General features: G+C 22.5%; 19 protein-coding genes, 2 tRNA genes and 1 other RNA gene. 13 read left to right on the top strand and 9 right to left on the bottom strand.

Annotation, left to right across the window (positions count from 1 at the left end):
• Positions 1-24: 24 nt before the first annotated feature.
• Positions 25-101: transfer RNA gene (locus tag BUCIPSTX3056_RS01485), tRNA-Met, on the bottom strand.
• A gap of 191 nt (positions 102-292) precedes the next feature.
• On the opposite strand from BUCIPSTX3056_RS01485, the gene nusB reads away from it, so the two are divergent.
• Together nusB and BUCIPSTX3056_RS01495 are read left to right on the top strand one after the other, a co-directional pair.
• Complete coding sequence (gene nusB, locus BUCIPSTX3056_RS01490; RefSeq protein WP_075474841.1) at positions 293-718, top strand: transcription antitermination factor NusB; 426 nt, start codon at positions 293-295, stop codon at positions 716-718.
• A gap of 272 nt (positions 719-990) precedes the next feature.
• A complete protein-coding gene (locus tag BUCIPSTX3056_RS01495; RefSeq protein WP_075474842.1) occupies positions 991-1257 on the top strand; it encodes a TusE/DsrC/DsvC family sulfur relay protein in 267 nt (88 codons plus the stop codon).
• Here the strand turns inward: BUCIPSTX3056_RS01495 and BUCIPSTX3056_RS01500 are convergent.
• The 5 genes from BUCIPSTX3056_RS01500 to cyoA form a co-directional block, all read right to left on the bottom strand.
• Positions 1231-2187, bottom strand: coding sequence for a protoheme IX farnesyltransferase (locus BUCIPSTX3056_RS01500; protein ID WP_075474843.1), 957 nt, complete (start codon positions 2185-2187; stop codon positions 1231-1233). The two genes, BUCIPSTX3056_RS01495 and BUCIPSTX3056_RS01500, sit on opposite strands and share 27 nt — an antisense overlap.
• Positions 2160-2483 carry a hypothetical protein gene (locus BUCIPSTX3056_RS01505; RefSeq protein WP_075474844.1) on the bottom strand — a complete coding sequence of 108 codons (324 nt, stop codon included), beginning with the start codon at positions 2481-2483 and terminating at the stop codon, positions 2160-2162. The genes BUCIPSTX3056_RS01500 and BUCIPSTX3056_RS01505 overlap by 28 nt, the downstream gene beginning before the upstream one ends.
• Before the next feature lie 37 nt (positions 2484-2520).
• A complete protein-coding gene (locus BUCIPSTX3056_RS01510) occupies positions 2521-3105 on the bottom strand; it encodes a cytochrome c oxidase subunit 3 (RefSeq protein ID WP_082253734.1) in 585 nt (194 codons plus the stop codon).
• Positions 3106-3162: 57 nt separating this feature from the next.
• Positions 3163-5118 (bottom strand): cytochrome o ubiquinol oxidase subunit I, encoded by a 1956-nt coding sequence (cyoB, locus tag BUCIPSTX3056_RS01515; RefSeq protein WP_075474845.1) that lies wholly within the window; start codon positions 5116-5118, stop codon positions 3163-3165.
• 70 nt (positions 5119-5188) lie between these two features.
• Positions 5189-6064, bottom strand: coding sequence for a ubiquinol oxidase subunit II (cyoA, locus tag BUCIPSTX3056_RS01520; RefSeq protein ID WP_075474846.1), 876 nt, complete (start codon positions 6062-6064; stop codon positions 5189-5191).
• 451 nt (positions 6065-6515) lie between these two features.
• Here cyoA and BUCIPSTX3056_RS01525 point away from each other — a divergent pair, with 451 nt between their 5' ends.
• The 7 genes from BUCIPSTX3056_RS01525 to BUCIPSTX3056_RS01555 all read left to right on the top strand — a co-directional run bounded on the left by BUCIPSTX3056_RS01525 (position 6516) and on the right by BUCIPSTX3056_RS01555 (position 17321).
• Entirely contained in the window at positions 6516-6827 is a 312-nt protein-coding gene (locus tag BUCIPSTX3056_RS01525; protein ID WP_075474847.1) for a BolA/IbaG family iron-sulfur metabolism protein, read from the top strand.
• A 445-nt stretch (positions 6828-7272) separates the two neighbouring features.
• On the top strand, positions 7273-7896 hold the full coding sequence (locus BUCIPSTX3056_RS01530) for an ATP-dependent Clp protease proteolytic subunit (protein ID WP_075474848.1): 624 nt from the start codon (positions 7273-7275) through the stop codon (positions 7894-7896).
• 42 nt (positions 7897-7938) lie between these two features.
• Positions 7939-9195: an ATP-dependent Clp protease ATP-binding subunit ClpX gene (gene clpX / locus BUCIPSTX3056_RS01535; protein WP_075474849.1), complete on the top strand. Its 1257-nt coding sequence runs from the start codon at positions 7939-7941 to the stop codon at positions 9193-9195.
• Positions 9196-9323: 128 nt separating this feature from the next.
• On the top strand, positions 9324-11663 hold the full coding sequence (lon, locus tag BUCIPSTX3056_RS01540; protein WP_075474850.1) for an endopeptidase La: 2340 nt from the start codon (positions 9324-9326) through the stop codon (positions 11661-11663).
• A gap of 137 nt (positions 11664-11800) precedes the next feature.
• The gene (locus BUCIPSTX3056_RS01545) at positions 11801-13651 is read left to right on the top strand and encodes a SurA N-terminal domain-containing protein (RefSeq protein ID WP_075474851.1); all 1851 of its coding nucleotides are present in this window, start codon (positions 11801-11803) and stop codon (positions 13649-13651) included.
• A 137-nt stretch (positions 13652-13788) separates the two neighbouring features.
• On the top strand, positions 13789-15525 hold the full coding sequence (locus BUCIPSTX3056_RS01550) for an ABC transporter transmembrane domain-containing protein (RefSeq protein ID WP_075474852.1): 1737 nt from the start codon (positions 13789-13791) through the stop codon (positions 15523-15525).
• A 44-nt stretch (positions 15526-15569) separates the two neighbouring features.
• Complete coding sequence (locus BUCIPSTX3056_RS01555; protein WP_075474854.1) at positions 15570-17321, top strand: ABC transporter transmembrane domain-containing protein; 1752 nt, start codon at positions 15570-15572, stop codon at positions 17319-17321.
• Positions 17322-17357: 36 nt separating this feature from the next.
• On the opposite strand, the gene ffs is transcribed toward BUCIPSTX3056_RS01555, so the two are convergent.
• Positions 17358-17441: signal recognition particle sRNA small type (gene ffs / locus BUCIPSTX3056_RS01560), an RNA gene on the bottom strand.
• Between the two features lie 140 nt (positions 17442-17581).
• Here ffs and dnaX point away from each other — a divergent pair.
• From dnaX to BUCIPSTX3056_RS01580, 4 genes are all read left to right on the top strand, one after another.
• Positions 17582-18697, top strand: a complete 1116-nt coding sequence (gene dnaX, locus BUCIPSTX3056_RS01565) for a DNA polymerase III subunit gamma/tau (protein ID WP_075475023.1) — start codon at positions 17582-17584, stop codon at positions 18695-18697.
• 112 nt (positions 18698-18809) lie between these two features.
• Positions 18810-19136, top strand: a complete 327-nt coding sequence (locus tag BUCIPSTX3056_RS01570; RefSeq protein ID WP_075474855.1) for a YbaB/EbfC family nucleoid-associated protein — start codon at positions 18810-18812, stop codon at positions 19134-19136.
• Positions 19137-19226: 90 nt separating this feature from the next.
• Entirely contained in the window at positions 19227-21107 is a 1881-nt protein-coding gene (gene htpG / locus BUCIPSTX3056_RS01575; RefSeq protein ID WP_075474856.1) for a molecular chaperone HtpG, read from the top strand.
• A gap of 72 nt (positions 21108-21179) precedes the next feature.
• Positions 21180-21836: an adenylate kinase family protein gene (locus tag BUCIPSTX3056_RS01580; protein ID WP_075474857.1), complete on the top strand. Its 657-nt coding sequence runs from the start codon at positions 21180-21182 to the stop codon at positions 21834-21836.
• Between the two features lie 9 nt (positions 21837-21845).
• Here BUCIPSTX3056_RS01580 and BUCIPSTX3056_RS01585 read toward each other — a convergent pair.
• Positions 21846-21920 (bottom strand) — tRNA-Arg (locus BUCIPSTX3056_RS01585).
• Positions 21921-22252: 332 nt separating this feature from the next.
• Complete coding sequence (gene cysS, locus BUCIPSTX3056_RS01590) at positions 22253-23671, bottom strand: cysteine--tRNA ligase (protein ID WP_075474858.1); 1419 nt, start codon at positions 23669-23671, stop codon at positions 22253-22255.
• Between the last annotated feature and the right edge of the window lie 187 nt (positions 23672-23858).

A 23858-nucleotide genomic window follows, 5' to 3' on the forward strand; every position in this document is an offset into this window, starting at 1 on the left:
AATTAAATTTATAATTAAAAATTATGGTTGCGGGAATTGGATTTGAACCAACGACCTTCGGGTTATGAGCCCGACGAGCTACCTGACTGCTCCACCCCGCTATCAATTTTTAATATTATAACATAAAAAGAATTATATACAACCTTTTTATAGAAATATTTAATTTAAAATAAAATTATAAAATTAATGATCTCTATTATAGAATACAAATATACAAAATATAATATTAATTATTTTTATATTTACAAAAATAATCAAAAAAAATATTTAAAAAATTACAGAGAAATTCATTATGATTCCTTTAAAAAGAAGAAAAGCAAGAGAATTAGCAATTCAAGCGATTTACGCCTGGCAAATTTCTAAAAATACGGTTATATCAGAAATCATAAAATATGTCATTCATCAAAATAAAAATTGTTTGTTAGATACACAGTATTGTAGTGAAGTAGTTTTTGGAGTTATTAGAAATGTTCATGATTTAGATAATGTTATTAAATTACATATATCTCAAAAAAACATCAGAGTAGATCCTATTGAACAGTCTATATTGAGATTATCTGCTCATGAAATTATACAAAGAACAGATATCCCATACAAGGTAATTATTAATGAAGGAATAGAATTAGCAAAAATATTTGGATCAAGTAAAAGTCATAAATTTATCAACGGTGTTTTAGATAAAATTATCAATGAAAAAAATAACATCAAATATACCTAAAAATATAAAAATAAAAAAAGTTAAAAACAATAAAAATTTATATATTAAATTTTAGATTCACTAGTTACAAAAATTTTCTATGTATTATAAAAATTTAACTATTATCAATTTTTATAAATAAAAATTTTCAAAAAAAAATTTCAATAAATAATCATAACCATATAGAACGTATGTCTTAATATAAATCACTAAAAAATCTTATAGTATTATTCATACCTATTCTAAATATATTAATTAAATTAAATGCTTTATTTATTATGTGAGAAACTAAAATGAAAAAATGGAATAAAAAATTTGCACAATCTATTGCAAATAAATTAAAAATCAATTTAAATACAAATCACTGGAATATTATTTTTTGTATGCGAGATTTTTATAAAAAATATAATATTACACCTTCAACTAGAATGTTGTTAACATATATGAAAAAAAAAAACATATTTTTGACTAGTCAAGATTTATTTATCCTTTTTCCAAAAGGATTCATGAAATATGCTAGTCAAATATCTGGATTACCAGCCAACAGCAACTGTTTTTGAAAAATATCCATTAACAAAATTTAAAGATAAAACAATACTAATAAAAAAAATTATAAAAATAGATAAAAAAAACATAATTCGAGACCATTTTTTATGAGAAAAAAAATAATTCTCGTTCATAAAAGAAAATAATAACCAACAAAAAACGCATATGTTTATATGTAAACAACTTGAAAAAAATATATAATCAAAATAATACAACAATAAATTTAATAAAAAAACACTCGTAATACAAACAGATATACATAATTTCGTATATTTAATACCATATATCTTTGGAATAGTAGGAATATTTGCATTTGTATAATCTTTATATCGGTATAATAAAATAGAACAAGCATGAGCTATTTGCCAAAAAACAAACATAAAAAATAAAATCATACAACATCTGTCAAATGTATTACTTACAGATACATAACCTATAATTGGTGGCAAGGAACCGGATATACTACCTATCAATACAGAATAACATGATTTTTTTTTTAACCATAAAGAATAAAGAATTACATAAAAAAATATTCCTACTATTGATATAATCGTACATAAAAAACTTATATATTTAAAAAATATATATAAACCAAGACAACACAAAAACAGAGCTAGCATGAATAAAATAAACAACAGTTCATTACTAGCATGAATACATAAAATCCGGTTTTTTGTGCGATTCATTTTTTTATCTAGCTTTCTATCAATAATATTATTAAAAATACACGATGAAGAAATTATACAAATCATTCCTAATATTACTTTTAAAAATAATATTTTTAATAATTCTCCACGAGAAGCTAAAAAAAAACCACCCGACAAACTAATTATATTACCTAAAATAATCCCCGGTTTTATTAATTCAAATATTTGTGTTATCTTGTATTTTTTTATAAAAAAAAAAAATTTTAATATTAATGATTTAAATGATCGAAAATCCATAAAGATCCTATAGTAATAATACTAATAATTATACTCATAAATATTAGAGATGATATAATAAAAATATTTTTTTTTAAAAAACGCATACCTAAAAAATATCTAAAATAAAAAAAAACTTGTGCGCTAACCAACAAAAAACAAAAATGTTTGTAATGATAATAAGAAGAAAAAAATTTAGTTAAAACAAAACAATATATCCCTGCAAAAAAAGAAGACAATAAAAAACCAAAAAAAAATTTTTTTTTTATAAAAAACATGATTTTTTTCATAAAATTATCTTTCGTTTTTGTAAACATTATTAATACCTTGTTAATATCAAATATCTTTGATTTATTATTTTAAATATACACACGCAATTAATATTGTCCATATAATATCTAAAAAATGCCAAAACAAACAAAAACAAATTACCGAAGTATTTACAAAACTAGAAAAACCAAAAACAAAAATTTGACTAATCAAAACTAATATCCATAACAATCCTAATATAATATGTAAACTATGTGCCCCCAAAACAACAAAAAAAGAAGATAAATAACCATTAGAAATAGGATAAAAACCTTTTTCTAGAATCTGCAAAAACTCTAAAACTTCCAAACCTAAAAAAATACTTCCTAAAACTAGAGTAGATAACAAAGAAATCACAACATATTTTTTTGAACATTTTTTCAAAAAATGTTTTGTTAAACTACAAAAAAAAGAACTACATAATAAAACAAATGTTTCTAAAAAAATCATAGGTCTAGAAAATAAATTATTTTCTTTTAAAAAATCATTGTATCCGTGTCGCGACATTATGATATGTACAATAAATAATATTGAAAAAATAATACAATCACTCATTAAATAAATCCACATACCAAAAATATTTTTATTTTCTAATGAAAAATATGAAATATTTCTTTTTTTTTTGTTCACTTGTAATCCCTATATAAAATTCATGTTTTTTCTATATAAAAGTCACTAATTAAAAACTTATTTTTCTACATCAAGAAGCATATTTTTTGAAATAATATATCCTTTATCTATTTTAAAAGACATATAAAAAATGCTAAAAAAAACACTAATCAATGAAAACAACACTAACCACCAAATATGCCATACCATAGAAAAACCTAATATTGTAGTAAACATGCTAATAACTATACCCATATAGGTATTATTCGGCATATGAATAGATTTAGAAACATTTTTTTTAATACAACTTTTGTTTTCATATTTTTCGTACCAAAAGTTATCTATTTTTTTAATAATAGGTATACTAGAAAAATTATATACAGGAGGAGGAGATGGAATAGACCACTCTAATGTTCTTCCATTCCAAGGATCTCCATTAATATCTTTATACTCACAAGAATGTCGATTCTTAATAGATACAAACAGTTGAATTAACTGACACACAACACCTAATAAAATTATAAACGCACCTATAGTTGAAATTGTTAACAAAAAATGATATTCATTATCAATATTTTGACTCAATCTACGCGTCATACCCATACATCCTAATATATATAAAGGAATAAATGCTACAAAAAAACCAACAATCCAAAAAACAAAAGAAACTTTACCCCAATATTCATTTAATTTAAAACCAAAAATTTTAGGAAACCAATAAGTTATACCGGCAAAACAACCAAAAACAACACCCCCTATAATAACATTATGAAAGTGAGCTACTAAGAACAAACTATTATGAAATACAAAATCTATTGATGGTATTGACAACAATACTCCTGCCATACCTCCAATGGTAAAACTAATTAAAAATCCTATTGTCCACAGCATAGAAGAATGAAATTGAATCCGGCCACGATACATAGTAAATAACCAGTTAAATATTTTTACTCCAGTAGGAACAGCAATGATCATAGTAGTAATACTAAAAAAAGAATTTACATCAGCTCCTGAACCCATAGTAAAAAAATGATGCAACCATACTAAAAAAGATAAAATCGTAATAACAATAGTAGCCCATATTAAAGAAACATAACCAAACAAAGATTTTCTAGAAAATGTAGATACAATTTCTGAAAAAACACCAAATATTGGTAATATCAATATATAAACTTCTGGATGTCCCCATATCCATATTAAATTAACATACATCATCATATTTCCACCCATATCATTAGTAAAAAAGTGAAAACCAGCATATCGATCTAATGATAAAAATGTCAACGTAATAAATAAAACTGGAAAAGATATCAGTATAAGAATATTAGTACATAGTGCTGTCCAAGTAAAAACTGGTAATTTAAACATTGTCATTCCCGGAGCACGAAAATTAATAATTGTTACTATAAAATTAATCGCTGTTAAAATAGTACCAAGACCTGAAATTTGTAAAATCCAAATCCAGTAATCTACACCTACTCCTGGACTATATTCAATTCCTGATAAAGGAGGATAACCTAACCAACCGGTCTTAGCAAATTCACCAATTCCTAAAGATAACATCATTAAAATCACTGAACTAGCTGTTAACCAAAAACTTAGATTATTTAAAAAAGGAAAAGCTAAATCTCTTGCACCGATTTGCAAAGGAACAACAAAATTCATTAATCCAATAACTAATGGCATAGCGACAAAAAAAATCATAATTACACCATGAGCTGTAAATATTTGATCATAATGATTAGCAGGAAAAATACTTACATGATTTGGTAAAGAAGAAAAAAATTGTTGTAGACGCATCATTATAGCATCCGAAAAACCCCTAAAAAACATAATAAAAGCTAATACAAAATACATAACAGCAATTTTTTTATGATCAACTGAAGTAAACCATTGATTCCATAAATAACTCCACTTTTTTAAATATGTAATATACATACATATAGTTACCAAAAACAAAACAATTGCAATACATGTAATCATAATAATTGGTTCATGAATAGGTATAGCATGAATAGTTAATTTTCCAAACATTATTATTTACCTTCAAATATAAAATATATACAACATCAATTATTTTTATTAATAAAAACCTTAACAATCACTACTTATGTAATTGATTAAAGATATTTTTTATTTTATAAAATAAAAAAGGATCTACATACGAAAAATACTGCGTATAGTTTTTCATATTATTACGCGATAAGCATAAAAATTGTTCTTTAAAAAAAAACATACGGTGATGTGATCGTACTTTTTTGATCCATGCATTAAAATCCTGAATATTATTTTGTACATAAACTTTAAATTTCATATCAGAAAAACCAAACCCACTATAATTAGATGAAATACCTTTATATACACCACTAGCATTAGCTATTAGATATAAATCTGTTTGCATTCCTGCCATAGTATAAATTTGACTACCTAAATGAGGGATAAAAAAAGAGTTCATAATAGACTGTGAAGTCATTTTAAAATGTATGGGAAAATTTTTAGGAAAAGATATTTCATTAAAAGTAGCTATTTTATAATATGGGTAAATAAATAACCAACGCCAATTAAAGGAAATTACTTCAATAGTGATAGGTTTATTAAAATTTACTCTCAAAGGTTTACTAGGATCTAATTTATGTGTAGTTAACCAAGATAAATTTGCTAAGAAAAGTATAATAGCAATTGGAACTAACCAGCATACAGTTTCAAATAAATACGAATGAGACCAATCAGGTGTATAATCCGAAAAAATATTAGATTGACGATAGTAAAAAGCAATTATTATAATCAAAAAAATCACAGGAACCACAATAATCAACATAACCCTAAAAACCAATAATGCTAACTGTAATTCATTTTTTAAAATATATCCAGAAGCACAAACATGTATATTTTTACTTAAATAAAATAACAATAAAGATAAAAAACCAATAAAAAACATGGTTAAAATTTTAAAGATATTATATTTATTAAATATTTTCATAATTTTAAACCTATATAATACGATACATTTATTTATTATCATTGCAATACAAACTAAAAAGTAAATAAAACAAAAAAAATATATATTATAAAAATTTTTAATACTTCAGTTAAAGTAAGTAATAATAAAAAAGTTTAATAATTCTAAATTGACAGCCATTACAATTATATTGTATATTAAAAATAAAATGTATTTTTCTATATATAATACTTTTATGAACATCAAATATTGATAGTATCAATATACTAATATAAAACATATAAATACATTTATTTATTTAATATGAAAATTTTTAATATTTATAAACATTGTATCTATAAAATAAAATCTACTTTTACAAAACTAATAAATATCAAAATAGTATGTTCAATAAATACTAAAAAATTTAGTTAAAAAAACAATTAAAATTATAATTTTACTATAACATAGTAATCCAATAAAATAGATCATCATGAAAAAAATCATTGAAAAAAAAATAAAATCTAAATTACATATTGTCTATTTAAAAATAAAAAATATTAGCAATATACATAAAACTAATCAAAAAAATTTAAAACATTTTTTTATTACTGTATCTGCTTATGAATTCAATGAATTATCTTTATATTATCAACATAAAACTATATACAACCTACTTTTTAAGTATATTCCGCAAAAAATCTATGCAATACAATTAAATACCTATAAAACTTATCAATGGAAAAAAAAAAAAAACCTAACATTGTCGTTAATACCATGCATATACAATATAAAAAATAATTGATTAAATTCAATTTATTATATAAATATATGTAATGTACTATATACAGTATTTTTAAAAAAAAATCATATCGTGTTTTTTCAAAAATTACTAATATATTAATTTAAAGAAAATAAAATACATAATAATCATTATTGTTTTAATTCATATATTCAAATATATTATTATAGTGTTATATATAATTCTTTAATCAATAATATTGTAATTTACATTAAAATTATGAATAATTATATATTTATATTTTGTATATATAAATATATAAATTTATAAATATTTCATTATTATTCAATAATATAAAAATTTTTAATCATTGTTTTCAAATAAACAAATAATTATATATATTTAATAATTAATTATTTATATACGCTCATACATCTATTTTTATATTAATAAAAAAAAAATAACATTTATACAAAAATATAACTATTTCCTAAAATAAGGATTACATATGAAATTTAATGAAAAAAATAAAAAAAAACATCATGATATATCTTTAATACCTTTTGTTATTGATAAAAGTTATCAAGGAGAACGCTCATATGATATTTTTTCACGATTACTAAAAGATAGAATTATTTTCATAACTGGAGCTATAAATGATAGTTTAGCTAGTATTGTTATATCCCAAATATTATTTTTGGAATCAGAAAACAAAAAAAAAGATATTTTTTTATATATTAATTCTCCAGGAGGAATAATAACATCTGGTTTATCTATTTATGATACTATGCAATTTGTTAAACCAGATATTAATACAATTTGCTTAGGACAAGCATGTTCTATGGCAGCAATATTATTATGTGCTGGAAAAAAAGGAAAAAGATTTTGTTTACCGAACGCTAGAATTATGTTACATCAACCTCTTGGTGGATTCCAAGGCCAAGCATCAGACATTATAATCCACGCTCGAGAAATAAAAAAAATAAAAAAAACAATAAATTGTTTATTATCTTATCATACACAACAATCTATTGAAAAAATAACACAAGACATAGAACGTGATTATTTTTTTTCTCCAAAAGAAGCAATTAAATATGGTCTTATTGACTTAATTTTAAAAAAAAAAAAATAAAATTTACGTAAAATCATATAATAACTGACAATAAAGAAAAATATGAATAATACAATTAATAATCAAAATTATATATTTTGTTCATTTTGTAAAAAAAAAGAACAAGAAACAGAAAAGATGATAAGCGGTCTATCTGGACACATTTGTAATCAATGTGTTGTATTATGTTATGATATTTTAAATACAAAAAAATCACAAAAAAAAAACAAAACAATTCCATTACCTAAACCCAGTGATATAAAAAAATATTTAGATCAATTTATTATCGGACAAAAAAAAGCTAAAAAAATAATTTCAGTAGCGGTATATAATCATTATAAAAAATTAAACTATATACTCAATAATGATAACAATATAATTAAATTAGAAAAAAGTAATGTTTTATTAATCGGACCTACTGGTACAGGAAAAACACTAATCGCTGAAACATTAGCAAAATATCTAAATATACCATTTGCTATTGCAGATGCTACTTCACTGACAGAAGCGGGATATGTAGGAGAAGACGTCGAAAATATTTTAAGAAAATTAATTGAAAATAGTAATTACGAAATACATGAAGCAGAAAAAGGAATCATATATATTGATGAAATTGATAAAATCACCAAAAAATCAGAAAATATTTCTATAACCCGCGATGTATCTGGAGAAGGTGTTCAACAAGCCTTGCTAAAAATAATAGAAGGAACAATTGCTTCTGTTCCTGTAAAAGGAACACGAAAACACCCGCAACAAGAAACTTGGAAAATTGATACTTCAAAAATTTTATTTATTTGCGGAGGATCCTTTTTCGGACTAAAAAAAATTATATATAATCGCATTGATAGTACATCTACTATTGGATTTAAAAAAAAAATAAAAAAAATTATTTCTAATAAAAATAAACCTAAAATATCAACACAACCGAAAGATCTTATTAAATATGGATTAATACCTGAATTTATTGGAAGATTACCCATTATAGTAGAACTTGATAGCTTAACCGAAAAAGATTTAATAAAAGTTCTTTGCAAACCTAAAAATGCATTAATAAAACAATATAAAAAATTATTTTCTTTAGATAATATTGAACTTAAATTTGATAATTCTGCTTTAAAAGAAATTGCAAAACAATCCATAAAAAAAAAAACAGGAGCAAGAGGTTTGCGCTCAATTTTAGAATCTCTTTTATTAAATGTAATGTATCAAGCACCAAAAATAAAAAATATAAAAGGTATATATATTGATGCATCAGTTGTTAAAGGAAAAAACACTCCTAAATTATCTTTTTTAGAAAAAAAATTAAATAAAATCAAATAACATGGTAGTCTACTGTCAGTAGAAAAGTATTTATATTAAAAATACATTCTATTTACTAATATCCCAAATAAAATATACAATTTATAAATTTTGTATGTATTTAAAATACTGAAAGAGAGAATATATATATGAATTCTGAGTTTTCTGAAAATATTAGTATTCCAATACTTCCTTTGCGAGATATTGTAATCTATCCGTATATGGTTACTCCTTTATTTATAGGTCGAAAAAAATCAATAAAATGCATAAATTTTTCCATGCAGAATGACAAAAAAATACTATTGATAACACAAAAAGACTCTTCTGTTGAAAATCCCAAAAAAAATGATTTATTTAACGTTGGAACTGTAGCAAAAATTTTACAAATTCTCAATTTACCAGATGGAACTATTAAAATAATCATTAAAGGTAAAAAAAGAGCTAAGATAAAAAAAATAGAAAAATACGATACTTATCAAGTAGCAAATATAAAATATATTAAACCAATTCAAATAAAAGAAAAGGACAAAAAAGTATTAATTAAAACTACAATTAATCAATTCAAAAAATATATACAATTTAATAAAAAAATATCACCAGAAACACTGGATTTATTAAAAAAAATAAATAACATAGAAAAATTAAGTGATATGTTAGCATATTATATTCCTTTAAAAATACAAGATAAACAATCACTGTTAGAAACATTCCATACTAATAAACGTTTAGAATTTTTAATCGGTATGATGGAATCAGAAATTGATTTATTGAAAATAGAAAAACGTATTCAAAATAGAATTAAAAAACAAACAGAAAAAAATCAAAGAGAATATTTTTTAACAGAACAAATGAAAGCAATTCAAAAAGAATTAGGTCATTCCGATTCATATATTGATGAAAATGAAAAACTAAACAAAAAAATTAATTTAGCTAAAATGCCAAAAGAAGCAGATAAAAAAACACGATCAGAATTTAAAAAATTAAAAACAATGTCATCCATGTCAGCAGAGGCTACAGTAGTAAGAAATTATGTAGAATGGATGATACAAATTCCATGGAATAAAAAGAGTAAATTAAAAAAAAATCTTAATACTGCTCACAAAATTTTAAATATTGATCATTTTGGGTTAAATGACGTAAAAGAAAATATTTTAGAATATTTAGCGGTACAAAATCGAACTAGAAAGATTAAAGGACCAATTCTATGTTTTGTAGGTCCTCCAGGTATTGGAAAAACGTCCTTAGGTAAATCTATTGCTAGAGCAACAGGAAGAAAATATATTCGAATGGCTTTAGGAGGAATAAGAGACGAAGCAGAAATAAGAGGACATAGACGAACATACATAGGATCTATGCCTGGAAAATTAATGCAAAAAATAACTAAATCAGGAGTTAAAAATCCCTTATTTTTATTAGATGAAATAGATAAAATGGCTTTCGATATACGAATAGATCCTGCTGCTGCTTTATTAGAAGTTTTAGATCCCGAACAAAATATTTCATTTAATGATCATTATTTAGAAATAGATTACGATTTATCGGAGGTTATGTTTATTGCTACTGCTAATTCAATGAATATACCTACTCCTTTATTAGATCGAATGGAAATAATAAGGTTATCAGGATATACTGAAGAAGAAAAAACACACATTGCTAAAAAATATTTACAACCTAAACAAATGAAAGCAAACGCCTTAAAAAAAACAGAATTATCTATTCAAGATCCAGCTTTAATAAATATAATCAGATATTATACTAGAGAATCAGGAGTAAGATCTCTAGAAAGGGCGATCTCGAAAATTTGTAGAAAATCTGTAAAAAAAATTTTATTAAATAAAAATTGCGTTTCTGTTATTATTAATAAAAAAAATTTAAAAAATTATTTAGGTATTAAAAAATATACATATGGAAAAATCAACAAAACAAATCAAATTGGACAAGTAATTGGTTTAGCGTGGACAGAAATGGGTGGTGATTTATTAACTATTGAATGTACTAGTATACCAGGTAAAGGAAAACTCATACATACGGGTTCTCTTGGAAAAGTCATGCAAGAATCTATACAAACAGCTCTAACAGTGGTTCGATCACAAGCTCAAAAACTAAATATACAAAAAAATTTTTATATTAAAAAAGATATTCATATACATGTACCTGAAGGAGCTACTCCTAAAGACGGACCAAGCGCCGGTATTACTATGTGTACAGCAATAGTATCGTGTTTAACTAACAATCCTGTAAAATCAAATATTGCAATGACAGGAGAAATAACTTTACAAGGAAGAGTATTAAACATAGGTGGATTAAAAGAAAAATTAATAGCTGCTCATCGAGGAGGTGTTAAAACAGTATTAATACCTTATGGAAATAAAAGAGAGTTGTCTAAAATACCCAAGAATATTCTTTCCGACTTATATATACATTCAATAAAAAAAATAGAGGACATTTTAATACTTGCATTAGAAAAAAATCCTTATATTAATACATAAATAAACAAAAAAGTGAAAAAAAAATTAAAGAAAATTTTACTTTATATAACATAGCTAGCAAACATTATATTCTTGCTAGTTATGAATCTATAAAACAAACATCTTAAATAACGACATTAGTAATCTAAAAGGTCCTTATGACTATATCAGCACTAAAAAATTTTTATAAAAAAAATATTTTAATAATTATTACTACAATAATTATATTATCTATTGTATTAAGTAATATATCAAATTTTTTTGTATACAATAACCCTCTACCTTTAATAACTATTAATCAAGAAAAAATTTATCCACCAATATTACAATTAAACTATCAAATTATTAAAAAAAATGAACAAAAAACCATAAAAAACATGTTGTCCACTTCAATACAAAAAAAAGAATACGTTCAGTATATTTTTCAAAGAATCATTACCAAAACAATAAATGAATCACTATTAAAACAATATGTAGATAAGATACATTTAAAAATGTTAAATAAGTATGCAAAAAAAATAATCTTATCGTCAAAATATTTTCAAGTTAATGGCTCTTTCAATTATGAAAAATACTTCAAGTTTATTAATTTTATTATGTATTCACATAAACAGTATCTTTATGCTTTACAAAAAAAAATAGCAGTAAAATATTTAATAAAAATTTTATTAAAATCAATTATTGTGCTCAAACATGATATACAAAAAAAATTTAAAAAAATCATAAATAAAAAAAATATAAGTATCACTAATTTTAAAATTTCTACAAAAAATTTAATTAATAAAAATAACACTTCTAAAATGCTAAAAAACTTATATTTAAATAAAGATACTCTTCAAAAATATCAATCATACATAGTAAAAACTATACATTTAAAAAAAAAATCGTCAACTAAAAAAAATATACAGCACAACATAAATTTATATTTACATAAAATAAAAAAAAAAATAACAAAAAAAAAATACAATTATCATTGTATACAAACGAATAATTTAAAAAAAGCATATATACTTAAAAAAAACATCAAAAATGAAATATTATCAAAAAAAATTTTGAATGTTTCGTTCAAGCACAATAAAAATGATTTCACTGATATTAATTTAGGATGGACAAAAAAAAAAAATGTACCTGCTTTAATTAAAAATTGTCAATTAAAAAAAATAGGTGATAGCTCAAAAATAATATTTTATAAAAATAATTTTTTTATTTTTACCTTACATTCTATCAAAAAAACAAATACAAAAAATGCAAATAAACTGAATCAGTACATCAAGAAAAAAATTCAATATAATAATTTATTTTTTAAAAAAATGATTTTAAACAACAAACTAAACAAATTATTAAAAAAAAAGGGAATTCAGTTAGACAAATTATTACCGAAAAATTATGCAAAAACACGTATTCAAAAATTTTTAAATTATCATGATTTAATTAAATATGTTACTACTAAAACTATATATCCATCTTTAAAAGATTTTACTAAATTGAAAAAACAATCTAGTATTCAAAAATCTACAAAAATCTACAAAAATGCAAAAAATCATATTTATTTATTACAAACAAAATTATGCAAAAAGAAAACAAAACAAAAAAAAAAACAATTCTTTAAAGAATTTATAGTAAAACATAAAAATAAAATTAATTATTTACATATAAAAAATTTTTTATTAACTGATTACAATAAAAAAAAAATTTTTTTAAAAAAAAATCCAATATACAGCAGCAATACTCAAACTATCTCTTATAAAAAAAATATAGAAATAATGAATATTATAAAAAATATTCCTAATTTACAAACAAATAAATCTATATACTTTTTATTAAAAAATTCCAATAAAAAATATATGTTAATAATACTAAAAAAACAATTTTTTAAAAAAATTAATGCTACAGACAAAAAACATGTTATTCAACAAATTAAACAATATATGAAAATGAAAATTATTACAGCTATTTTACAGAATTTATATAAAAAATCTAAAATAACATATAATTTTAATATTAAATAATCTTTTTAATTAAAAATTCAATCAAAAACTTAAAAAATCAATCAAAATCAAGAAAAATATTAATATAGTTTATAACTATATACAAAATGTTATTTTTAATATCATACATACTTAATATTTTAAAATAAGGCATATATGTGGAATTATTAAAAGAATTAAAATGGTTTTTTTTTCAGGAATGGAAAAAATATATCGGAACGTTTCTTATACTTACTATAATTACTTTATTACAATTACTTCCTTCTAAAATAACAGGATCTACCATTGATCTAATTTTAAATCATCAATCATCCACTTCACAAATATTATTAAATATATCAAAAATTATTTCAATATCTATTATTATTTACATATTAAAATATTTTTGGAGAATTTTATTATTTAGCGCATCAAATCAATTAACTTCTCAATTACGAATAAAATTTTGTTCTTCTTTATTAAAACAAGATGCAACATTTTATTCAAAACATAGAATTGGTGATTTAATATCCAGAGCAACTAGTGATATTGATAGAATCGTGTTTTCAACAGGAGAAGGTATTTTGACAATCGTCGATTCTGTTATTTCAGGATGTTCAATAATTGTTATGATGTGTGCACAAACAAATTGGAAATTATCTTTATTTGCTTTAATACCTATGCCTATAATGGCGGTTATGATGCAAAGATATGGAAAATTATTATACAAAAACTTTCAAAAATCACAAAAATATTTTTCTTTTTTAAATAATCAAACACAAGATAGTCTAAGTAATATACACATGATACGAAATTTTGGGCTAGAAAAACTAGAAACAAAAAAATTTTCTTCTTTAGCATTTAAAGTAGGACAAAAAAATCTCCAAGTATCAAAAATAGATGCACAATTTGATCCTATTATTCATCTTTCAATTGCTCTATCCAATTTATTTGCAATATTAGGAGGAAGTTTTTTAATTACCCAAAAACAATTAACATTCGGACAATTAACAAGTTTTATATTATATTTAGGATCTATGATTTGGCCAATACTTGCCTTTGCATGGATGTTTAATATTTTGGAGCGCAGTAAGGTTTCGTGGCAAAGAATAAAAAAAATAATTAATTACACAAACAAAAAAAATACACCTATCGGTAGTATTAATATTAATGATCCACTTAATTTATATATAAATATAAAAAAATTCTCTTTTCCTTTTAGAAAAAATAACTCTTTATATAATATAAAATTCATAATATCTAATAACACAACTTTAGGGATTTGCGGTCCAACAGGATCCGGAAAAACTACTTTAATCCGATTAATACAAAAACATTTTTTCATATCCAAAGGACAAATAAAATGTTGTCAGCATGATATTAATCATATAAAGTTAAAACAATGGCGTTCTATTGTATCAGTAGTAAATCAAACACCTTTTTTATTTTCTACTAATGTATTAAATAATATCGCTTTCGGAAAACCAGATGCTACTTTTCAAGAAATTAAACATGTAGCTAAATTAGCGTGCATACACGAAGATATAAAAAAATTACCACAAGGATATTACACTCAAATTGGAGAAAAGGGAATCAAATTATCAGGAGGTCAAAAACAAAGAATTACAATTGCTAGAGCTTTTTTAATATCATCCAAAATTTTTATTTTAGATGATCCATTATCTGCTGTAGACCATGATACAGAAAAAAAAATAATTAAAAATATCCACAAATATACTAAAAAAAACAATATAACAACTATAGTTGTAACACATCGATTATCAATATTAGAAAAATTCAATAATATTATTGTCTTAAAAAACGGTACTGTTCTACAACAAGGATCACATGCGCAATTATTACTTCAAAAAAATTGGTATTCTAGAATGTATAATTATCAAAAATTTAAACAATAATAATCATACATGAATATACCATTCAATTTATATAGGAAAAAATAATGGAAGAAAATAAGTACTCTTCATGGAAGATAATAAAAAGATTATTATCTTATTACTCAGAAAAAAAATTTTCACTAATATTTTCATGTATGTTAATTGTATTATCTACAATTACAGAAATTTCTAGTCCAATTATATTAAGTAATTTCATTAATAATATTATTAATAATAATACATTTAAAAAAAAATCTATAATATTACTAATAATTTATTTTACAATATTGCAAATATTATCATCATTATTTAATTATTTATATAATATTTATTTCAGTAAACTTTCTACCGACATAATTACTGAATTAAGAGTTAACATGATGAAAATCGCACTACAACAACCAATGAAAATATTTGACAAAAAACCAATAAGCTCAGTAGTTACAAAAATAGTAAATGATACAGAATCAGTAAAAGAATTCTATGAAGTAATTGTATCATCTTTCTTAAAGAATTTCACATTATTTACTATAATTCTTACAGCTATGTTTATATTAGAATGGAGAATGGCGTTAATTAGCTCTATAATTACTCCAATAATAATAATTATTATTACAATCCATCAATATTATAGCAAACCAATAATTAAAAAAATAAAAAATTCATCATCAAAATTTAACAATACTATTAGCGAAATAATTAAAGGAATTACAATAATTCAACAATTTAATCAAGAAAAAAATTTTATTAAACAAATAAATATTATTAATCAAAGTAATTACATCAATAAAATGAATATATTAAAAATCGATGGATTATTGTTAAGACCATTATTAAATTTAATATCTTCTATAATTTTATCTTCTATTATTTTAATATTACATTTATTTCCTACATTAATAATAAAAATCAGTATTTTACACACTTTTATAAATTATTTAAGAAATCTTAACGAACCTATAATAACAATCGCTAATCAACAAACCATACTACAGCAAGCTATTGTATCTTCAGAAAGAATCTTTAAATTTATAGATTCTCCTATACAAATCTATGGAAATGATACTTCACTATTGAATAGCGGTCAAATTAAATTACATAACGTATTTTTTAAATATCCAAAAACAAAAAAAAACATTTTAAAAAATATAAACATCAATATACCTGATAAAAGTTGTATAGCATTAGTTGGAAAAACCGGAAGCGGGAAAACAACCTTATCAAATTTAATTTTAGGACATTATACTGTAACTCAAGGTATAATATATATAGACAAAAAACCAATAAATTCCCTTTCACATAAGACATTACGTCAAAGTATTGCTATTGTTCAACAAGAACCTACTATTTTATATAGAAATTTAATTAAAAATATTTCATTAGACAGAAAAATAGAAAAAAAAAAAATCATTAGTGCACTAAAAAAAAGTCAGTTAAAAGAATTAATTAATAATTTACCAGATGGTTACATGTCTATATTAGGTCAGCAAGGCAATAATCTTTCGCAAGGAGAAAAACAACTCATTGGTATCGCTAGAATATTAGTATCCAATCCTAAAATACTAATTTTTGATGAAGCCACCGCTAATATAGATTCAGAATCTGAACAAAAGATACAAAAAATATTATCATCTATTCGAAAGAAATCTACAGTAATAATTATAGCCCATAGATTATCTACTATAATAGACGCTGATATGATCATTGTTTTAGATAAAGGAAAAGTAGTAGAAAGAGGGTCGCATGAAAAATTAATCAAGAAAAAAGGATTGTATTATTTAATGTATTCTTATCAAGAAAATAAAAAATCGCTTTAATCTAAAATTTATAAAAAAATTTTATAAATCTGTTAGAGGTTTTTTTAACACCTATAAAATTTAATTTGGCTGCTTCTTTCCAGATCTGACCAGATATTTAAATATATAGCGTTAAAGTAAGATCCTCTAACAGAAAAAATCAAAAATACATACTAATTAATTTAATATTATTATTATTAGATAGTAATATCTTAAAAAAGTCAAGAAAAAAACATCAATTCAATAAAAATATTTACATTAACATTGAAAAAAGGAGAAAAATGGAATATCAAATATTATCTAATAAATGGCGACCACAAGATTTTAATCAAATTGTAGGACATAAATATATAATTCGTATCATAAAAAATAGTCTTGATTTAAAACGAATCCATCAATCTTGGTTATTTTCAGGAATACATGGAGTAGGAAAAACTACTATAGCAAGAATATTGGCTAAAAGCCTAAACTGTAATCAAGGAATTACCTCTAAACCCTGTCGAAAATGTAATAATTGTATTTCAATAGAAAAAGGTAAATTTTTAGATTTTATAGAACTCGATGCAGCTTCCAGAACCAGAATAGAAGATATTAAAGCTATTTTAGATTCAACAAAATATCCTCCAATCCAAGGAAGATTCAAAATTTATTTAATTGATGAAATACATATGTTATCAAAAAATAGTTTTAATGCATTATTAAAAATATTAGAAGAACCTCCAAAATATATAAAATTTATTCTGGCAACTACATATTTAAAAAAAATACCTAATACTATTATTTCTCGTTGTCTTCACATATATTTACCACGCATAACTTCAAAAGTTATATCAGATTATTTAAATGAAAAATTAAAAAAAGAAAAAATTTATGTAAACAAAGAAACATTAAACATTATTGCATGGCATGCTCGTGGAAGTATTAGAAACGCAATAAATACTCTTGAATTAATAATCTGTTCTACAAAAGATAAAACTGTAGACATAAAAACTATCAATAATTTAATAGGAATATTTGATAAAAAAAATACGCTGCAATTAGCTGAAAGTATCATTAGTAATAATATTAATAAAACATTAAATATATTAGACTATGCAGAACAAACCAGTATACAATATAGTAATATCCTAAAATCACTGATAACCTTTTTTCATAATTTATCTATAGTGAAAATTAATTCATTAAAAAAAGAGTACAAAATAAATAAATTTTCACAATACGATATAAAAATCTATAATTTATCTAAAAAAATTTTATTTAAAGATATACAAAATTATTGTAAAATTCTTATTCAAGGATCCAAATATTTAAAATATGCTCCCGATCCTAGAATAGGTATTGAAATAATATTTTTTCAAATCTATCAGTATATACAAGAAAAAAATAATATCTTATAATAAGAATCATAAAGAATAGTATTTTAAAAATTTTAAATATTTATTTAAAAAAATCATTCAAAAAATCTAAAATATTTATATATATAATTCCACTTACCAGAAAGAAAACAAAATGTATACTAATGAAAAAATTAATGAAATCTTAAAACAAGCTAAAAACATGCAAAAAAAAATAGAAAAAATACAACAAGATATAAATATGGTTAATGTTACAGGAAAATCAGGTATTGATTTAGTTTCTATTATTATGAACGGAAACTATGCTTGTAAATCAGTAAATATTAGTGAAGAATTGTGGAATGAAAATAACAAAAAATTATTACAAGATTTGATTACTGCAGCGATTAATGATGCTGTTAAAAAAATCACAAAAATACAACAAAAAAAAATACTATTAAATTCTGAGTTCATTAATCCAAACAATAAATCCAATAAATAATCTTTTTATATGATAAAAATCAGTTATAATATATAAATATAGAATATTAATAATCAATTCATTTAATACTAAAAACTATAGGATTTACATATGAAAGATAAAAACAAAAAAATACATGTTTTTAAATCAGAAGTAAAAGAACTACTACATCTCATGATTCATTCATTGTATTCAAATAAGGAAATTTTTTTAAGAGAATTAATTTCTAACGCTTCTGATGCAATAGAAAAACTAAGATTTGAAAAATTATATAATCCAGAAAAATATACAAAAAATACATATATACCTAAAATACAAATTTCAGTAAAAAAAACAGAAAATGAAATCATTATTTCAGATAATGGAATAGGTATGACTGAAAAAGAAGTAATAAATAATTTAGGTACTATAGCAAAATCTGGAACAAAATCTTTTTTAAATCAAATGAAAAATATTAAAAATCAAGAAAAAAATGAATTTATAGGCCAATTTGGAGTAGGTTTTTATTCTTCTTTTATAGTATCTGAAAAAGTTTCAGTATATACAAAACACGCGTCTGCAAAAAAAACTGAAAGTGGAATATTATGGATTTCTGAAGGAAAAGGAGAATACTCAATAGAGAAATTTTCTACAAAAGAACACGGAACAAAAATTGTTTTATCTTTGAAACCCTCAGAACAAGAATTTTTAGACAATTGGAAAGTTAAACAAATAATAAAAAAATATTCTGACCATATTTCAATACCTATTGAAATTGATAATTATGACAAAAAAACAAAAATAATTTCTTGGGAAAAAATTAACGAAGCACAAGCTCTATGGACACAAAATAAAAATAACATCAAAAAAAAAGATTATCAAGAATTTTATAAATACATAACACACGATTCTGAAAAACCATTAACTTGGAGTCATAATACAGTTGAAGGTAATCAAGAATACATCAGTTTATTGTATATTCCAAAAAAAGCAACTTGGGATATGTGGCACCGTGAAAATAAACATGGTTTAAAATTATATGTGAAACATGTGTTTATTATGGATGAAGCTACGCAATTCCTTCCAAATTATTTGCGTTTCGTTAAAGGAATTATAGATTCACAAGATCTTCCTTTAAATATTTCTAGAGAAATATTACAAGATAGCAGTATTACTAATATTTTACGAAAAACGCTTACCAAACGTATTTTAAAAATATTACACACATTATCGTTAGATAACGATAAGAAATATCAAAAATTTTGGAATATATTTGGATTAGTAATTAAAGAAGGTTTAGCAGAAGATTCTGAAAATCAAAAAATTATTGCTAATTTATTAAGATTTTCTTCAATACAAGTAGGTTCGGAAGAACAAACATTGTCTCTAAAAAGATATATTGATAATATGGTAAAAGGACAAAATAAAATATATTTTTTAACTTCTGATAGCTATAAATCAGCTTTAAATAGTCCTCATTTAGAAATTTTTAAAGAAAAAAAAATTGATGTTTTATTACTATCAGATAGAATTGACGAATGGATGATGAATTATTTAACTGATTATAATAATATTAAATTTCAATCAGTTAGTAAAGCTGATGATTCTTTAAAAGAATTAATATCTAATCAGAATAACAATAATGATGATAAAAAAATATTTGATAACTTTATTGAAAAAATAAAAAAAATACTAAAAAACAAAGTTAAAGATGTACGTATAACATATCGATTAAACAACACTCCTGCTATAGTTTTAACAGATACGAATGATATGAGTACTCAGATGGCTAAAATATTTAGCGCTGCAGGACAACCTATTCCTAAAATAAAATATATATTAGAAATTAACCCAACACATCCGTTAGTTAAAAAAATACAAAAAATAGACAATGAATTAGAATTTTCTAATTGGATAAAAATATTGTTCGAACAATCTGTTTTAGCAGAAAAAGGAACTCTAGAAAATCCTCATATTTTTATTAATAGACTTAATACTTTACTATTACAATAAAAAATATATTACAAATATATATATAAATGTTATTTATATAAAAGAAATTATTCTAAGGACAATTGTATTATTATGCGTATCATTATGCTTGGAGCCCCTGGAAGCGGAAAAGGCACACAAACACAGTTGTTATCAAAATATTTTTATATACCTTTTATTTCTGCCGGAGAAATATTACGCCAAGAAAGCAAAAAGAATGAAAAAACAAAAAGTTATATAGAAAACAAAATAAATCAAGGGAAATTAGTAAACAATTCTTTTATTATAAATTTAATCAAAAAAAAAATTAAAAAAAAAAATTGTTTTAATAAATTTATATTAGATGGTTTTCCAAGAACTATTAAACAAGCTGAATCATTAAAAAAGCATATAAAAATGCAATTTGTTATACATTTAAAAATCAGTACTCATAACATTCTTAATAGAATTACTGGAAGACTAATACATACTTCATCAGGAAGAACTTACCATAAAACGTTTAATCCTCCTAAAAGAAAAAATAAAGATGATTTAACTGGTGAATTATTAAGTAAGAGAAAAGATGATGACAAAAAAATCATTATCACTAGATTAGAGGAGTATAGGAAATTGACTACTCCACTTATAGATTGGTTTAAAAAAGAGGATTTAAAACAAAATGTTAAATATATAGAAATAAATGCAAATAAATCTATTCATGAAATAAACAAAAAAATTATTTTATATATAAATAAAAATAATAAAAAATAATTAAATTTTTGCGCTCTACAGGAATTGAACCTGTAACCTACAGCTTAGAAGGCTGTTGCTCTATCCAAATTGAGCTAAGAGCGCGAAAAATATTTCAATGTAATTATACGTAAAAACTAATAAAATATCAATAATTTTAAATATATAAAGAATTATATATCCAATAAATAAACAAAATTAATCATATATTGTTTATAAGATACATTATAAAAATTTTTTATAGGCAGGTTTACGAATAGTATATGAGATACAAAATCTAATTAATTTAATTAATAGAAAAAAGTAATAAAAATAACTTTAAATAAACAACTAAAAATATATAGTCAAGAAAACTACAAAATACAAAAAGTTCTTTAACAATCAAATTAATGTCTTAAATATTATTTTTTACAAAATGTGGTATTTATGTAAATTTATTAATTTTTATAAATAAATTTATATGTTGAACGTTCATTACCATCTTTTATAGTGACCCCTAATTTTAATAACTTTTTTCGAATCATATCCGCTAAATTCCATTTTTTATTATTACGGTAAGAATCTCGCATACGTACTAATTTTTCTACTATATTAATCTGACTTCTAGACATTTTATTGGTAAAAGAACGTAAAAAATTTTTAGGATCGTGATTTAACAATCCTAAAACATTTCCAAAAAAAATCAAATCTTTAGATAAAGAATTGTATAAAAGTATATCTCTAGATTTTTTAATCTTATTAATATACTGCGATAACTTTTGCAATATCAAACATGCTTTAGGAGTATTAAAGTCATCATTCATAGCAGAAAAAAATTTTTCTTTAAACGTATTTCGTAATTTTTTCTGATCATTAGTATGTGTACATTGAATATTGTGATATAGCAAAGAAACATATATTTTTTTTAAAATATTCTGAGAAGCGTTTAAATTTTTTTCTCGAAAAACTAAGGGGTGCCTATAGTGAGTAGAGAGGATGTAGAACCTTATTACTTCAGGATCATATTTATGTAATAAATCACGTATAAATACAGTATTAGACAATGATTTTGACATTTTATGGTTATTTATAATCACCATACCAACATGTATCCAAAATTTAATAGAAAAAGAACTTTTTATACTTTTTAATTGAGCTAATTCATTTTCATGATGAGGAAACAATAAATCAATTCCTCCTCCATGAATATTAACTCCATTTTTAAAAAATTTATTTATAATAGCAGAACATTCAATATGCCATCCAGGTCTTCCCGGACCCCAAGGAGATATCCAGTGTGGATCAGATTTATTTATACTATGTTTCCATAAAACAAAATCATTAGATTCATTATAGATAGAATCGTCATACGATACAGTGTCGTGTAAACAACACAGTTTTTTTCTACGTGATAAAATTCCATAACTATTATATTGTTTGATAGAAAACAAAATATCTTTATTATCAGCAATATAAGCAAAATTTTTTTTTAGTAAAATCTCTATAAATGAAATTATATCTTGCATGCATCTAGTAACTTTAGGTTCATAATCAGGATCTTGCAAATTTAAACATAAAAAATCTTTATGCATATGTTTAATCATACGTTTAACAAGAACGTCAATAGATTCATTGTTTCGATTAGCAGTATAAATAATCTTATCATCTATATCAGTAATATTTCGTACGTAACAAGTTTTATACCCTAAATACTCTAAATAGCGTTTAATTATATCAAAAACAAGAAAAGTACGCGCATGACCAATATGACATAAATCATATACAGTAACACCGCATACATAAATATTGATTATTTTAGAATAAGAAAATTGAACTTTCTCTTTTTTTTTCGTTAAAGTGTTAAAAATTTTTAACATATTCATGCTCTTAATACACATAAAATAAAAAATACAGAAAATATATGATAAAATATCAGTATATATTTTTATAAAATTAAATTTCTACTTTTTAATACAAAAAATATTATTTTATTTAATTATAAACAAAATATAATGTATAAAATTAAATCTATTTAACTAATAAATAAAATATTGATTAATTAAG

Origin of the sequence: Buchnera aphidicola (Cinara pseudotaxifoliae) (assembly GCF_900128595.1) — a bacterium.
In the GTDB taxonomy this organism is placed as follows: domain Bacteria; phylum Pseudomonadota; class Gammaproteobacteria; order Enterobacterales; family Enterobacteriaceae; genus Buchnera_F; species Buchnera_F aphidicola_J.